Origin of the sequence: Streptococcus sp. FDAARGOS_192 (assembly GCF_002073815.2) — a bacterium.
Taxonomy (GTDB): Bacteria; Bacillota; Bacilli; order Lactobacillales; family Streptococcaceae; genus Streptococcus; species Streptococcus salivarius_H.
Window position 1 is genome coordinate 2,109,886 of record NZ_CP020431.2, and the last position, 14,171, is coordinate 2,124,056.

The 14,171-nt window shown below is 41.2% G+C and carries 15 protein-coding genes; 8 read left to right on the top strand and 7 right to left on the bottom strand.

What is annotated here, in order from left to right:
- Positions 1-34: 34 nt before the first annotated feature.
- Positions 35-748: a 16S rRNA (guanine(527)-N(7))-methyltransferase RsmG gene (rsmG, locus tag A6J31_RS10900; RefSeq protein ID WP_048790684.1), complete on the bottom strand. Its 714-nt coding sequence runs from the start codon at positions 746-748 to the stop codon at positions 35-37.
- A 298-nt stretch (positions 749-1,046) separates the two neighbouring features.
- Between rsmG and A6J31_RS10905 the strand changes: the two genes are divergently transcribed.
- From A6J31_RS10905 to A6J31_RS10940, 8 genes are all read left to right on the top strand, one after another.
- Positions 1,047-1,583 carry a DUF177 domain-containing protein gene (locus tag A6J31_RS10905; RefSeq protein ID WP_002883813.1) on the top strand — a complete coding sequence of 179 codons (537 nt, stop codon included), beginning with the start codon at positions 1,047-1,049 and terminating at the stop codon, positions 1,581-1,583.
- Between the two features lie 155 nt (positions 1,584-1,738).
- Positions 1,739-2,428: a response regulator transcription factor gene (locus tag A6J31_RS10910; RefSeq protein ID WP_002883757.1), complete on the top strand. Its 690-nt coding sequence runs from the start codon at positions 1,739-1,741 to the stop codon at positions 2,426-2,428.
- On the top strand, positions 2,425-3,954 hold the full coding sequence (locus A6J31_RS10915) for a HAMP domain-containing histidine kinase (protein ID WP_002883784.1): 1,530 nt from the start codon (positions 2,425-2,427) through the stop codon (positions 3,952-3,954). The genes A6J31_RS10910 and A6J31_RS10915 overlap by 4 nt, the downstream gene beginning before the upstream one ends.
- A 121-nt stretch (positions 3,955-4,075) precedes the next feature.
- Entirely contained in the window at positions 4,076-4,555 is a 480-nt protein-coding gene (gene nrdR / locus A6J31_RS10920; protein ID WP_002883820.1) for a transcriptional regulator NrdR, read from the top strand.
- A complete protein-coding gene (locus A6J31_RS10925; protein WP_048790686.1) occupies positions 4,552-5,727 on the top strand; it encodes a DnaD domain protein in 1,176 nt (391 codons plus the stop codon). Before nrdR ends, A6J31_RS10925 begins: the two co-directional genes overlap by 4 nt.
- Before the next feature lie 3 nt (positions 5,728-5,730).
- A complete protein-coding gene (gene dnaI / locus A6J31_RS10930; RefSeq protein ID WP_002883792.1) occupies positions 5,731-6,633 on the top strand; it encodes a primosomal protein DnaI in 903 nt (300 codons plus the stop codon).
- Between the two features lie 104 nt (positions 6,634-6,737).
- On the top strand, positions 6,738-8,048 hold the full coding sequence (der, locus tag A6J31_RS10935) for a ribosome biogenesis GTPase Der (RefSeq protein ID WP_002886596.1): 1,311 nt from the start codon (positions 6,738-6,740) through the stop codon (positions 8,046-8,048).
- Positions 8,049-8,112: 64 nt separating this feature from the next.
- Entirely contained in the window at positions 8,113-8,742 is a 630-nt protein-coding gene (locus tag A6J31_RS10940; protein WP_048790688.1) for a hypothetical protein, read from the top strand.
- Positions 8,743-8,777: 35 nt separating this feature from the next.
- Here A6J31_RS10940 and serS read toward each other — a convergent pair whose 3' ends face one another.
- From serS to A6J31_RS10970, 6 genes are all read right to left on the bottom strand, one after another.
- On the bottom strand, positions 8,778-10,055 hold the full coding sequence (serS, locus tag A6J31_RS10945) for a serine--tRNA ligase (RefSeq protein ID WP_080611188.1): 1,278 nt from the start codon (positions 10,053-10,055) through the stop codon (positions 8,778-8,780).
- 209 nt (positions 10,056-10,264) lie between these two features.
- Positions 10,265-10,639, bottom strand: a complete 375-nt coding sequence (locus A6J31_RS10950) for a DUF956 family protein (RefSeq protein ID WP_060972160.1) — start codon at positions 10,637-10,639, stop codon at positions 10,265-10,267.
- Positions 10,640-10,717: 78 nt separating this feature from the next.
- The gene (locus A6J31_RS10955; RefSeq protein ID WP_002883717.1) at positions 10,718-11,629 is read right to left on the bottom strand and encodes a PTS system mannose/fructose/sorbose family transporter subunit IID; all 912 of its coding nucleotides are present in this window, start codon (positions 11,627-11,629) and stop codon (positions 10,718-10,720) included.
- Between the two features lie 14 nt (positions 11,630-11,643).
- Complete coding sequence (locus A6J31_RS10960) at positions 11,644-12,459, bottom strand: PTS mannose/fructose/sorbose transporter subunit IIC (protein WP_048790689.1); 816 nt, start codon at positions 12,457-12,459, stop codon at positions 11,644-11,646.
- 67 nt (positions 12,460-12,526) lie between these two features.
- Positions 12,527-13,519 carry a PTS sugar transporter subunit IIB gene (locus A6J31_RS10965; RefSeq protein ID WP_080611189.1) on the bottom strand — a complete coding sequence of 331 codons (993 nt, stop codon included), beginning with the start codon at positions 13,517-13,519 and terminating at the stop codon, positions 12,527-12,529.
- Positions 13,520-13,784: 265 nt separating this feature from the next.
- The gene (locus A6J31_RS10970) at positions 13,785-14,171 is read right to left on the bottom strand and encodes a DUF956 family protein (RefSeq protein WP_014633902.1); all 387 of its coding nucleotides are present in this window, start codon (positions 14,169-14,171) and stop codon (positions 13,785-13,787) included.

Genomic DNA, 14,171 nt, shown 5'->3' on the forward strand with positions numbered 1-14,171 from the left:
AGTCCAAGGAGCAAGAAACATCCTTGGATAAACGTTATAACGGCTTCTTGTTAGGCATCCCAGCACGACGTGGGTACTTATTTGGGGTTTCTTTTTTCTTATCGACAATGGTGATATTACGTCCATCCCCATTTGGCAGTTTATAGTTCTCGTTGAGAACAGGCTTGGCAAAAAGCAAGTTCAAGGCATTTTTAGCATCGGCTAGCTCTTCGTCAGCTGCTGCAGCTTTAAGTGCAATAAGCTGTCCACCCACCTTTAAGAAAGGAATGGTCAATTCTGAGAGAACCTGCATGCGTGCAACGGCACGGGCAGTTACAATATCAAACTGAGCACGGAAGGCCTTGTCTTGTCCAAAATCTTCTGCCCGTCCATGATAGAAGTGAACACCGCTGAGCTCAAGTTCATCGGCCAATAGATTTAGGAAATTGATGCGTTTATTAAGAGAGTCAATGATAGTCACATCAAGATCAGGACAAAGGATTTTCATAGGGAGACTTGGAAATCCAGCCCCAGCTCCGATATCGAGAAGTCGAATAGTCTGAATTTTAATATGTCCTTGGAGAACAGGAGCTAGGGAATCGTAGAAATGTTTGAGGTAGACCTCGTCTCTTTCTGTGATTGCAGTAAGATTAATCTTTTCGTTCCATTCTACCAAGAGCTCAAAGTAGCGTTGGAATTGGTCTTTTTGTTTTTGGCTGAGATCGAACCCCAGTTCTTTCAGAGCCTTGTAAAAATCTTCAGGTGTCATTTTATATTCCTTTTATCTAGTTTCAATGCTCTTATTTTACCATAATTAAGAGCTTTCATCTAACGCTATAAGACAGATGGAAACTAGGTCTGAGTAAGTTTCTCATTAGCTTTGAAAAAAGTTCTAAGTTTAAGAAATATGTAATATTAAAGGTGTTATTTTTTCTTAAAAATTTGATATAATACTAATTAAGTCTAAAATCATAATCATGCTCTCTAATGAAAAGTGAATGTGGGGGATTATGGTCTTGTGGATTGAAAATAGATCCCTATGGGGAAATTTAATTTGAGGATTAAAAATGATTTATCTTTCAGAAGTTAGAAAGTCTCCAGAAGGGCTCGCCTTTAACGAAGCACCTTCTTTGTTGGAGTCTATTAAAGAACGCTATGATCAAGTTTTAAATCTTGAACAGATTCAAGCAAGTGGGCAGGTAGCCTATGACAATGGTTTGTACCTTTTGGATTATCAACTTAGCTATGATATTACCTTGCCATCTAGCCGTTCACTTGAACCTGTGACACTTAGTTTTAACTATCCGGTTTCAGAAACCTTTATACAAGAGGCAGATGCTGCTCTTCAAAAAGAATTAGTCGAAGAAAATCTGGTTCTTATCTTGGATGGGGATACCATTAATCTTGATGAGAGTATTCTAGATAATATTCTTCTTAATATTCCTTTGAGAGTACTAACACCTGAGGAAGAATCAGGACAAATTTCGCTCTCTGGGAATGACTGGGAAGTCTTGTCAGAAGAGGACTTTGCCGCACTTCAACAGGAGAAAAAAGAGGCAAGTAATCCCTTTGCCCAATTGAACGGTCTTTTTGATGAAAATTAATTCAAAAAAACAAACTAAAAATGTTTGACAATTTTAAAAATCTATATTATTATATCATTAGAAGTTAATTTTCGGATTTATTCATTGGGTAGATCTACAGACTTTTTAAGGGAAATGGAAGTCAAAAAATTTTAAGAAAGTGGTAAATACTTATTATGAGCAAACGCATTTTGATTGTTGAAGATGAGAAAAACCTTGCTCGTTTTGTCTCTCTTGAACTTCAACACGAAGGATACGACGTTGTGACAGCAGACAACGGACGCGAAGGACTTGAAATGGCACTCGAGAAAGATTTCGATCTTATTCTCTTGGACCTTATGTTGCCTGAGATGGACGGTTTTGAAGTAACGCGTCGTCTCCAACAAGAAAAAGATACTTATATTATGATGATGACAGCTCGCGATTCAATCATGGACATTGTTGCTGGTTTGGACCGCGGTGCTGATGACTATATTGTAAAACCATTTGCGATTGAAGAACTATTGGCACGTATCCGTGCAACCTTCCGTCGTCAAGATATCGAAGCTGCTAAGAATGCACCAGCAAAAGCATCAACTTATCGTGATTTGAAATTGGATGTTCAAAACCGTACAGTTGTTCGTGGTGATGAAGCAATTCCATTGACAAAACGTGAGTTTGATTTGTTGAACACACTTTTGAGCAATATGAACCAAGTGATGACCCGTGAGGAACTCTTGCTTCAAGTTTGGAAATATGATGACGCCATCGAAACAAACGTTGTAGATGTTTATATTCGTTACTTGCGTGGAAAAATCGATGTTCCAGGTAAGGAATCATATATTCAAACAGTACGAGGAATGGGTTACGTTATCCGTGAAAAATGAGTAAATTACAAGATAAATTATTTGGTAAAGTAACCATTAGAAAAAAGTTGACCATGACAACTGCTGTGGTCTTCTTTCTTGTATTGTCGATGTTCACTCTGGTTGTTGTTTTCTCAGCCAATACGCTACTTTTGCAACGTGAACGTCAAAATGTAAACACTACAATCTCAAAAGTTGTTACTTATATCGAAAAGGACTGGGACTCCGACGAGGAGTTGAGTCCAGAACCGCTTTTAGCGGCCCTTTATTCACCTAAAAATATCTATGCATCGATCATTAATGGTGTGCTTTCCGAAAAGCACTCTTTGGATGGTCAGGTTGCGATTTCTAATAAATTATATTCTAACCAATCTGTTTTTGTTTATGACAAAAAGGGAACGTTTATCTTTACTTCTGAGGAGAATACAGATTCGCCTCCAGGTATGTCCGAGGTAAACAAACTGAAGTCAGTTTCTTATAAAGGGAAGCGTGGTTTCTTGCTGCAAGTTCCAATCTACGGTAAAGATAAAAAGACCATCGTTGGTTATGCCCAAATTTTCCATGATTTGGAATTCTACTATGCTCTTAAAGAGCGTTTGATTTTCTTATTGATTTTCCTAGAAGTGGGGATGACGGTCCTAGTTATCGCAGCGACTGTAGTTGTCCTGACATCTATTCTTCGTCCGATGAGACAGTTGCACGAAACGATGGGAGTTATCACCGATTCGCCAAGTGATTTGGAACTTCGTTCTAAGATTGAAAGTCACGATGAAATTGGTGATTTGGCGGTTAACTTTAACCGTATGATGGATAAAATCCAAGAAAATAATCAGATGCAGATGCGTTTCTTGAGTGACGTCAGTCATGAATTGCGTACACCGATTGCGGTTATCAAGGGGCATATGGACCTCTTGCAACGTTGGGGTAAAAATGACCCTGAAATCCTTGAGGAAAGTCTTGAGGCTGCAAGTCACGAGGCCAACCGTATGACGATTATGATTAATGATATGTTGGATTCTATCCGTGTCAAAGGATCATTTGAAAATCACAGAAACGATACTTGTGATTTGAATTCTTCAATCCGTACGGTTATCGGTAACTTCCGTGTCTTGCATGAAGACTACCAATTCTATCTCAATGATTTCGAGAGCTCAGAGCGCCCTGCACAGATTTACAGCCAACACTTTGAACAGGCGATTACGATTTTGATTGATAATGCGGTCAAGTATTCTCCTGTTAACAAGGAAATCCAGGTTACAATTAAGGCTCTGGAAGATGAGATGTTGGTCCAAGTGCAAGATAATGGTGAAGGAATCTCTAAAGAAGATATTGAGCATATCTTTGAGCGCTTCTACCGTTCAGATAAGGCACGTAATCGTACGACAACGCAATCTGGTGTTGGTATTGGTTTGTCAATCCTTTACCAAATTGTGGAAGCTTATCGCTGCCGTATCGATGTTAGTTCTGAACTTGGTGTTGGAACACGTTTCGACCTTTACATTCCATTTGCAGATGGAGAAACGACGACACCTCAACTTGAGCTTTAAATCAATTTATAAGAGTCTTAGAGTGATTCTTGGTCGTGAGCACGCCTCGTTTAGAGCGTGCTTTTTGTGTGTTTTTATGGTAAAATAGAGTACCGAATTTCAAAGATTGGTGGTGAAGTGCATGCGTTGTCCAAAATGTCAACATAATAAATCTAGTGTTATCGATAGCCGTCAGGCAGAGGATGGGAATACCATTCGTCGTCGTCGTGAGTGTGATTCTTGTCATGCTCGTTTTACAACTTTTGAGCGTGTGGAAGAAGTTCCACTTTTGGTTGTCAAAAAAGACGGTACTCGTGAACAATTCTCTCGCGATAAGATTTTCAATGGTATCTTGATGAGTGCTCAGAAGCGTCCGGTTTCTAGTGAGGATATCGAAAATGCCATCACCCGTATTGAGCAAAATATTCGACGTAACCATGATGGAGAGGTTGATAGTGATGTCATTGGGAATTTAGTGATGAAAGAACTCGCTGACCTTGATGAAATTACTTATGTACGTTTTGCTAGTGTCTACCGTTCTTTCAAAGATGTTGATGAGATTGAAGAGTTGCTTCAAGAAATCACCAAAACTGTACGTGCGAAAAAAGAGTCTAAAAAATGAGACCTATTGAAGAATTTGTCTATGTTGGCAATCAGGTTATCGTTCCCGATCAGGCAAGTTTGATGCGTTGCTATTATCCCATTATTGGGAGTGAAGGATACGCTCTCTACCAGTATTTCGTGGCTTTTTATGACAATGGTAATCACCGCCATAAGTTTGCGGCTATTCTGAACCATCTTAACTTTGGAATGCAGCCCCTTCAGGAAGCACTGGCGGTTCTGACAGCAGTAGATCTCTTGGCCTTTTACCACTCACCTCAAGGGGTTTATGTTATAGAGCTTAAGTCTCCCTTATCAATTGAGCAGTTTCTAAAACATGCCGTTTATAGTTCACTTCTCGAGCAAAAGATTAGTGAACCAGCAGTAGATGCTTTGAAACCGGCAGGTCTACAAGGCTTGCAAGATTTATCTAAACGTTTTTCGGATGTCTTTACCGATGAGCGTTTGGCTCAAAAGTCTGTGTCTGAAATCAAGCCTAAAAATTCGTTTGATTTAAGCAGTTTCAGGAATCGTATGCAGGCTGACGGACTTGTATTTACAGATGAAAAGACAGATGTGCCAGAAATCTATAAATTGTCTGAAACTCATGGCATGAATTGGTATGATACCTATCTCTTAGCGAAAAAGACAGCCGTGAACCACCAGATTATTGTCAAGCGTATGCAGGTGCAATTAGAACAGGCTCAAGCTCAAACATTGGGTGGTGATTCTGCTTTGACGGAGACGGAGAAAAAGATTCTTAAAGCGGTTAGGTCCGAAAAGCCTATAGATTACTTGCAAAGTGCTAAAGGCCCAAGCGGGACTGTGACTAATTCTGAGAAGCAGATTCTCACGGATTTGGCACAAAGAGGCTTTATGGATGAGGTAATTAACCTCATGGTTGCCTACAGTTTGGGACGGACACGTTCAACGAATGTAAATCGAGAGTATATCTCTAAACTTGCCAACGATTTTGCCTTTAAGAATATCGTCACTGCTGAACAGGGGCTTTTAGCTTTGCGTAGTGGTTACGATAAGAAATCACAGCAAGCAAAAGCTGATTCTAAGAAGAAAACAAATGTGCCGAGCTGGAGTAATCCAGATTATGATAATCAAACCAGTCAGGCTGATCAGGCCAAGTTGGATGAAATTAGACGTCGAGCTTTGGCAAAACTAGAAAAAGGAAAGGAGTAGCCTATGGAAAGAGTTGGACAAACCCTAAACCGAACAGGGCATCATGGGTCTGGCAATGCAACAGATTTAACGAAGCAAATTTTAGCGGATCCAAGAGTGGCTAGCTTTATTCAAGAGCATAGCCTAAGCCAGGATGAAATCAAGCGTAGTCTTCCTAAGTTTAATCAATTCCTGGTGGAATGCCGTAAGGTAAAGGAAGGTGATGCCTCGTATATTGCCAAAGGGTATGAACCGATTCTGACCATGAATGAAGGCTACGCTGATGTCACCTATAAGGAGACGCGTCAGCTCAAAGAGCAACAAGAACAGCAGGCTATTGCTAAACGGATTAATTTGGTGAGTCTGCCTCAGTCTTATCGTAAGATTACCTTTGCGGACATTGCTCTAGATGATGTGGCTCGTGTTGATACCTTTGAGAGTCTCGTGGATTTTGTGGCGAATTACCCTAGTCCAGACCAGAAAGGCCTTTATATCTACGGAGACATGGGGGTTGGAAAATCCTTCATGTTGGCTGCTATGGCTCATGAACTTTCAGAGACCAAGAAGGTTGCGACGACCATTATTCATTACCCATCATTTACTATTGATGTTAAAAATGGAATCAAGGATGGTTCTGTCAAGGAGCAAATTGATGCTGTCAAACAGGCGGAAGTTTTGGTTCTAGATGATATTGGTGCAGAACAATTCTCTTCTTGGATTAGGGATGATGTTTTGCAAGTTATCCTCCAGCATCGCATGATTGAGGAGCTACCTACCTTCTTTACGTCTAACTATAGTTTTGCGGATTTAGAAGCTAAGCTATCCAATGGACGTCAAGGAGACGAGACTTGGCAGGCCAAACGTGTGATGGAGCGTATCCGTTTTCTTGCCAAAGAGGTTCACTTGAAGGGTGTTAATCGCCGTTAGGGTGATCCTAATAATGATAAAGAATAAGAGAGTTTGCTTTCCTTGGTGGAAGTGAGACTGCTAAATGAAGAAAGGAATCCCTATTTAATCAGGGACTTAAACATATGACATTACCTACAGTTGCTATCGTGGGTCGCCCAAACGTTGGGAAATCGACCCTATTTAACCGAATTGCGGGTGAACGTATCTCTATCGTCGAAGACGTTGAAGGGGTAACACGTGACCGTATTTATACCTCTGCTGAATGGCTTAATCGCCAGTTTAGCTTAATTGATACAGGTGGTATTGATGATGTTGATGCACCATTTATGGAACAAATTAAGCACCAAGCTGACATTGCCATGACTGAAGCTGACGTTATTGTCTTTGTCGTTTCAGGTAAGGAAGGCGTGACAGATGCGGACGAGTACGTTGCTCGTATTCTCTATAAGACCAACAAGCCTGTTATCTTGGCGGTAAATAAAGTGGATAACCCTGAGATGCGTGCAGATATCTATGATTTTTATTCTCTTGGACTTGGTGATCCTTATCCAGTTTCATCTGTTCACGGTATCGGTACAGGGGATGTTCTCGATGCTATCGTTGAAAACCTCCCAACAGAAGTTGAAGAAGAAAATCCAGATATCATTCGTTTTAGTTTGATTGGACGTCCAAACGTCGGAAAATCAAGCTTGATTAACGCCATTTTGGGTGAGGACCGAGTGATTGCCAGCCCGATTGCTGGTACTACTCGAGATGCCATTGATACAAACTTTGTGGACAGTGAAGGTCAAGAGTATACCATGATTGACACCGCTGGTATGCGTAAATCTGGTAAGGTTTATGAAAACACAGAAAAATACTCTGTCATGCGTTCAATGCGTGCCATTGACCGTTCTGATATCGTCCTTATGGTTATCAATGCCGAAGAAGGTATCCGTGAGTATGATAAGCGTATTGCTGGTTTTGCCCATGAAGCTGGTAAAGGGATTATCATCGTAGTTAACAAATGGGATACGATTAAGAAAGACAATCATACCGTTGCTAACTGGGAAGCAGATATCCGTGATCAGTTCCAATTTTTGAGCTATGCACCAATTATCTTTGTATCGGCTGAGACGAAACAACGTCTTAACAAGTTGCCAGAGATGATTAAACGCATCAGTGAGAGTCAGAACCGTCGTATTTCATCAGCTGTTTTGAATGATGTTATCATGGATGCCATTGCCATCAACCCAACACCAACTGACAAAGGAAAACGCCTTAAGATTTTCTATGGCACACAAGTTTCGGTTAAACCACCAACATTTGTTATCTTTGTCAATGAAGAAGAGCTTATGCACTTCTCATACATGCGTTTCTTGGAAAATCAAATTCGTCAAGCCTTTGGTTTTGAGGGAACACCAATCCATTTGATTGCTCGTAAACGTAAATAAAAAAAGAGACCAACCGGAATAGAATCGTTATGGGTTGGTCTTTTATCATTGTAAGGAGAAAACGATGTTAGAAAATATTCAATCTTATTTATCTAAACAAGGGGTTAAGTATATCAAACCTGAAAAAGCGGGCCCACATAAGGAAGAGATGGAAGACCTCAAGGCACTTGGTCAAGCAGCTCGTAAGGAGATGCAGGCTTTAGCAAAACTTCTAGAGGAGCGTTTGGCACCCTTTAAGATGGATCGTGTCAGTAATTGGGCTAATCAAGCACAAATATGCCGGCCACACTTTTGGTGCTATTACAGGGCCCCTGAGGATAGTTTAGACGATGTTGCCATGGCGATTCGACTTTATGGTCAGCCTGAAAAATGGGGGATTTCAGTAGAAGTTAGCTTTGTCGAACGTAAAAAATCAGATACCACTCTAGCTAAGCAACATAAGGTCCTAGACTTACCGATTGCACCCTCTCTATACTATTTTGCTCAGGAAAATGGTGTTAGTCATCGTGTGGAAGGAACTGAAGAGAATCGCCAGATGCTTAAAGAAGCAATTAGAGATGGTCGTGTTCGTAAGGTCTTGGTCAAGTATGATGTCCCTGTGACTGCTAGTGAAACAATGGAAGAGTTGGTAGAAGAACTCGCTGATGGATTCTATAAGTTGAAACCATACTACGAGGAAGCTAATCAAAACTAAAAGAATCTCCAGTTTTTTCTGGAGATTTCTCTTATTTATTTTGGTGAAATCACTTCAGCACCACCCATGTAAGGGCGAAGAACTTCAGGGATAGTTACTGAACCATCTTCGTTTTGGTAGTTTTCAAGGATAGCGGCTACTGTACGTCCAACAGCAAGTCCTGAACCGTTAAGAGTGTGAAGAAGTTTTACCTTACCATCAGCTTCGTCACGGTAACGGATTTGTGCACGACGGGCTTGGAAATCTTCTGTGTTTGAACATGAAGAAATTTCGCGGTAAGTGTTTTGTGCTGGAATCCAAACTTCCAAATCGTAGGTTTTAGCAGCTGAGAATCCCATATCGCCAGTACATAAAGTGATGACACGGTATGGTAAGTTAAGTTTTTGAAGGATATTTTCAGCGTTAACTACCATTTTTTCCAATTCATCGTATGAGCTTTCTGGTTTTGAGAATTTGACCATTTCAACCTTGTGGAATTGGTGAAGACGGATCAATCCACGTGTATCACGACCAGCTGAACCAGCTTCTGAACGGAATGAAGGGCTCATGGCTGTGAAGTAGATTGGCAATTCTTTACCATCAAGAATTTCACCGCGGTAGTAGTTTGTCAAAGGAACTTCAGCGGTTGGGATAAGGACATAGTCAGTACCGTCAAGCTCGAAAGTATCTTCCTTGAATTTTGGATATTGACCAGTACCGAACATTGAGTCGTGGTTAACCATGTAAGGTGTGATCATTTCAGTGTAGCCTTCTTTAGCGTGCTCATCCAACATAAAGTTGTAAATCGCACGTTCCAATTTTGCTCCAAGTCCTTTGTAGAAAAGGAAGCGAGAACCAGTGACTTTAGCACCACGTTCCCAATCTAGGATACCAAGGTCTTCCCCAAGATCCCAGTGAGCTTTAACTTCAAAATCAAAGTCACGAGGTGTTCCCCAACGGCGAACTTCTACGTTTTCGTCTTCGTCAGCACCTACTGGAACAGAGTCGTTTGGTGTATTTGGAAGTGTCACAACGATGGCATTAAGCTTTTCATCGATAGCAGCAAGTTCGGCATCAATTTCCTTAATTTCTGCAGAAACTTTTTGCATGGCTGCAATTTGTTCTGAAGCATCTTCTTTGTTACGTTTAGCTTGAGCGATACCATCTGAAGCGATATTACGTTGAGCTTTGAGTTCTTCAGATTTGATAAGAAGCTCACGGCGTTTAACATCAAGCTCTTTAAGTTCATTTAAAGTTTCAGCGGCAACCCCACGTGTAGCCAATTTTTCGGCAAGGGCATCGAAGTCGTTACGAATACGTTTTACATCTAACATAAGTTCCTCCAAAAAGTAAAACACTCCAGTGAAAGTGTTGGAGTGACATGAGCCACGGTTCCATCCAACTTCACAGGAGTGCACTTGTTTATGTTTTTAATTATTAGAAACGGTAGAATTTCGTAGGTTAACCCTACCTGCTCGCAGCAACCGCAGGCTTTCTGAAAGGATCTAGCTAGTACTTATCCGTCTGTTATATTATACAAAAATTATGATTTTTTGGCAAATAAACCTTTGAGTCGAGTGCCGATAGTTTGAATGAGAGTTGGTAACTTGACGACTTTTTCATTGCCAAGATGTTCCCTAGCAATCTTTAGAATCTTTCCAGAATCTTTAGAAGCAAAGAGGAATTTGCTCTTGTCTGTCAACACTTCAAAGTGGCGGCTAATTCTCTTTCCTGATACATTTGCACCGATTTGAGTGATGCTAGTCCATGGAATTTGAATGTATTGCTCGACATTGACATCTGGGTAGAATTCAAGAGCCACATCTCCGATTAGAAATTTACCGACTTTCCCCCCGATAGCCATGTAGGAAACGCCTGTTGTATGTAGTTCAACTGTTTTGTTTAGTGATTGTGCCATATCTATCTCGCTTTTTGATTGTAGTACCTTTATTATAGCATAAGAAAAGAGTTCAGCTTTGCTAAACTCTTACTCTTTTTACATGATTCCGAAGAAGCTTGCAACAATACCAACTACAAAGAGTCCGATGATGATTGTGATTGGTGAAACTTTCTTCTTAAGCAACCACATACATGCAAAAGTAAGGAGAAGTCCCATCAAACCTGGAATCAATGAATCCAATTGTTTTTGGAGGGTATCCACTTGAATCTTATCGAAGCTAAGTTTGTCATTAACTTGGCCGAGGATAGTCTTAAGTTGGTCACCGCTAACATTGCCTTTAGGCCATTCGATATAGGCACCTTTAGACAAAACTTTACCTGGAAGGTTTACAGTGAAGACGATAGAAACCCAACGTTCAACAAGGACAGCCAAGATGAACATACCAAGGATTGATGCCCCTTTAGTAATATCTTTCAAGATACCACCAGACATGTCTTTAGTGATTTCTGAACCTGCTTTGTAACCAAGTTCTTGAGTGTACCACAAGAAGGCCATACGGATAAGGTTCCAACCGATGAAGAAGATAAGTGGACCAGCGATGTTACCAGCTTGTGCCAATGATGCACCGAGGGCACCAAGGATAGGACGAACTGTGAACCAGAAAACAGGGTCACCGATACCGGCAAGAGGTCCCATCATACCGATTTTAACCCCTTGGATAGCAGCATCTTCGATGTCAGTACCGTTAGCTTTTTCTTCTTCAAGAGCCAAGGTAACACCCATGATAGGAGCAGCTACGTAAGGGTGGGTATTGAAGAATTCCAAGTGACGTTTAAGAGCTGCGGCTTGGTCTTCTTTGTTAGTATAGAGTTTTTTAATAGCAGGAATGAGTGAGTAAGCCCAACCCAAGTTTTGCATACGTTCATAGTTCCATGAACCTTGCAAGAATTGTGAGCGCCACCAAACCTTTTTACGATCCGCTTGAGATAATTGAATTTTTTCAGCCATGAGAGCACCCCTTCCTAGTAGTCTTCCAAGATATCGCCGATTGGGTCGCCTGAACCAGTTGAAGTTCCGCCACCATTTCCGCCACCTTGTTTAGAAAGGTTGAGGTAGATGAAGGCAATAGCGACACCGATAGCACCAAGAGCGATAAGTGTCAATTGGCTAATAGCAGCAAAAGCAAAACCGATGGCGAAGAATGGCCAAACTTCACGAGTTGCCATCATGTTGATAACCATGGCGTAACCAACGGCTACGACCATACCACCACCGACAACCATACCGTGGTTGAGCCAGTCAGGCATCAATCCAAGGGCATGTTGAACAGATTCTGCTGGGATAGCAAGAAGAAGGGCAGCTGGCACAGCGATACGCAAACCTTGAAGAAGGAGGGCGAGGTAGTGTGCACGTTCAACACCAGCGATGTTTCCGCTTTCTGCTGCTTTATCTGCAGCGTGAACAAGGGCAACAGATGCTGTACGAACAAGCATAGTTAGGAAGAGACCGGCAACCGCAAGTGGGATAGCTGTTGCAGTCGCAACACCGATACCTTCAGTTGTGAAGTTACCACCTTTAACCAAAATAATGGCAGCAGCAACAGAGGCAAGGGCAGCGTCAGGAGCGACAGCGGCACCGATATTAGCCCAAGCAAGGGCAATCATTTGAAGAGAACCACCAAGCATGATACCTGCAGTGAGGTTACCTGTAGCAGCACCGATGAGGGTACATGCAACAAGTGGTTGGTGGAATTGGAATTGGTCAAGGATACCTTCAAGACCAGCAAGGAAGGCAACAACTACGACCAAAATTGCAGAAATAATTGACATATCTGACATGGTAATAATTCCTTTTCTATTGAGTTGTGATTAGCTGAGATTATCAACTAATTTATCCGAATGAAGGTTATTGAACGTTAGCTTTTTTGATAAGGTCGAACAAATCTTTCTTAGAATCATTTGGTACCTTACGGACGTCGAATTCAACGCCAAGGTCACGCAATTTTTCGAAGCAAGCAACATCGTCTTTGTCCATAGACAAAACGTTGTTAACCATTGTTTTACCAGTTGAGTGAGCCATAGAACCAACGTTAAGTTCTTTGATTGGCACGCCACCTTCGATAGCACGAAGTGCGTCTTGAACAGTTTCGAACAAGATAAGCGCGTGTGTGTTACCAAAGCGAGGGTCCTTAGAAGCATCAATCAATTTTTGAATTGGAACAACGTTTGCTTTAACCCCATTTGGTGCTGCTTGTTTGATCAATTCTTTACGAAGCTCATCTTTAGCAACGTCATCTGAAGCAACAATGATACGGTCTGCTTTAGAAGCAGGTGTCCAGTTAGTTGCTACCTGACCATGCAAGAGACGTGTGTCCAAACGTGCCAAGTTAATCTTGAGTTTACCATCTCCGATAACTGTCCCTTCTGGGATAGCTCCTTGAGGTGCAGCAGCTTCTACAGGAGCTGCTGCTGTTTCCTCAGCTGGATTAAGCTCCTCTGGAAGTGCCTTGATACCACCCTTAGCTTCCTTGATGATATTAGCAGCAACTTGCTCTGCAGTAGCGTTAGCATCCATCATACGTTCAGTGTATGCTTGGATTAGCATTGGCAAGTTAAGTCCTGTGATGATAGCAATCTTGCGATCTGGATTTTCTCCAGCAATTCGGCTAGCTTGGTTAAATGGTGAACCAGACCAAAGGTCAGCCAAAACAAGAATTTCATCATCAGCATCGAATTGTGCAATGGCGTCGTTGAAGTGAGCGTACAAATCATCAGGACCTTCACTTGGCATGAAAGTTACGACTTGAACTTTCTCTTGGTCTCCAAAAATCATAGAGCCTGATTGGTGGATCCCTTCAGCGAACTTACCATGGCTGGCAATAATAATACCGATACCCATTCGTGTTCTCCTCCTTATAAATTATTATTTCCTAGGCTTAAAAAGACTATCTCCGATTTTTTTCAAGACGCTAAAAAAAGCGTCTCTCAATCTTTTTAAACATAAGAAATCAAGAACAATTATATTGTAAAACGCTTTCACGTAAATGTCAATAGCTAGTGAGATAAAATTTCAAAAGAAGTCAATTTCTTTCAAAAATGAGCAAAATATTATAAAAAGATTGCCCAACTATTAGATTGGACAATCTTTTTATAATATTCGGAGATTATTTCTTCTTGACAATGAGTCGGAAAAGATTCTTAAAGCCTTGTTTGAGAACAACGATGAAGCTAGGTGCTTTTCTTAAACTTTCTCGAGGAATTCTTTTTTGAATTTCTTTCAAAGTTATTCGGCTTTTTCGACTGGCAAAACGGAAACGTCCATTTTGCTTAGTACGGATTTCAAAGCGTGGGATGAATTTACCACCGAAGTAGACATCGGCAATCACATAAGTGATTTCATCCCAAGGAATTTGAACGTAGTCTTGTAACTTCGTATCATTGTAAAATTCGAAAGCCTTATCTCCGACCATGATATTTCCGTAAATAGGCCCTTCACGAAACCAAGTTCCCTTAGTTGTGTGAGCCATTTCGGTATTGAGCGATTTAACCAT

Coding starts and splice junctions, on each gene's coding strand:
- rsmG (WP_048790684.1), bottom strand. CDS start 748: ATGACACCTGAAGATTTTTACAAGGCTCTGAAAGAACTGGGGTTCGAT.
- A6J31_RS10905 (WP_002883813.1), top strand. CDS start 1,047: ATGATTTATCTTTCAGAAGTTAGAAAGTCTCCAGAAGGGCTCGCCTTT.
- A6J31_RS10910 (WP_002883757.1), top strand. CDS start 1,739: ATGAGCAAACGCATTTTGATTGTTGAAGATGAGAAAAACCTTGCTCGT.
- A6J31_RS10915 (WP_002883784.1), top strand. CDS start 2,425: ATGAGTAAATTACAAGATAAATTATTTGGTAAAGTAACCATTAGAAAA.
- nrdR (WP_002883820.1), top strand. CDS start 4,076: ATGCGTTGTCCAAAATGTCAACATAATAAATCTAGTGTTATCGATAGC.
- A6J31_RS10925 (WP_048790686.1), top strand. CDS start 4,552: ATGAGACCTATTGAAGAATTTGTCTATGTTGGCAATCAGGTTATCGTT.
- dnaI (WP_002883792.1), top strand. CDS start 5,731: ATGGAAAGAGTTGGACAAACCCTAAACCGAACAGGGCATCATGGGTCT.
- der (WP_002886596.1), top strand. CDS start 6,738: ATGACATTACCTACAGTTGCTATCGTGGGTCGCCCAAACGTTGGGAAA.
- A6J31_RS10940 (WP_048790688.1), top strand. CDS start 8,113: ATGTTAGAAAATATTCAATCTTATTTATCTAAACAAGGGGTTAAGTAT.
- serS (WP_080611188.1), bottom strand. CDS start 10,055: ATGTTAGATGTAAAACGTATTCGTAACGACTTCGATGCCCTTGCCGAA.
- A6J31_RS10950 (WP_060972160.1), bottom strand. CDS start 10,639: ATGGCACAATCACTAAACAAAACAGTTGAACTACATACAACAGGCGTT.
- A6J31_RS10955 (WP_002883717.1), bottom strand. CDS start 11,629: ATGGCTGAAAAAATTCAATTATCTCAAGCGGATCGTAAAAAGGTTTGG.
- A6J31_RS10960 (WP_048790689.1), bottom strand. CDS start 12,459: ATGTCAGATATGTCAATTATTTCTGCAATTTTGGTCGTAGTTGTTGCC.
- A6J31_RS10965 (WP_080611189.1), bottom strand. CDS start 13,519: ATGGGTATCGGTATTATTATTGCCAGCCATGGTAAGTTCGCTGAAGGG.
- A6J31_RS10970 (WP_014633902.1), bottom strand. CDS start 14,171: ATGGTTAAATCGCTCAATACCGAAATGGCTCACACAACTAAGGGAACT.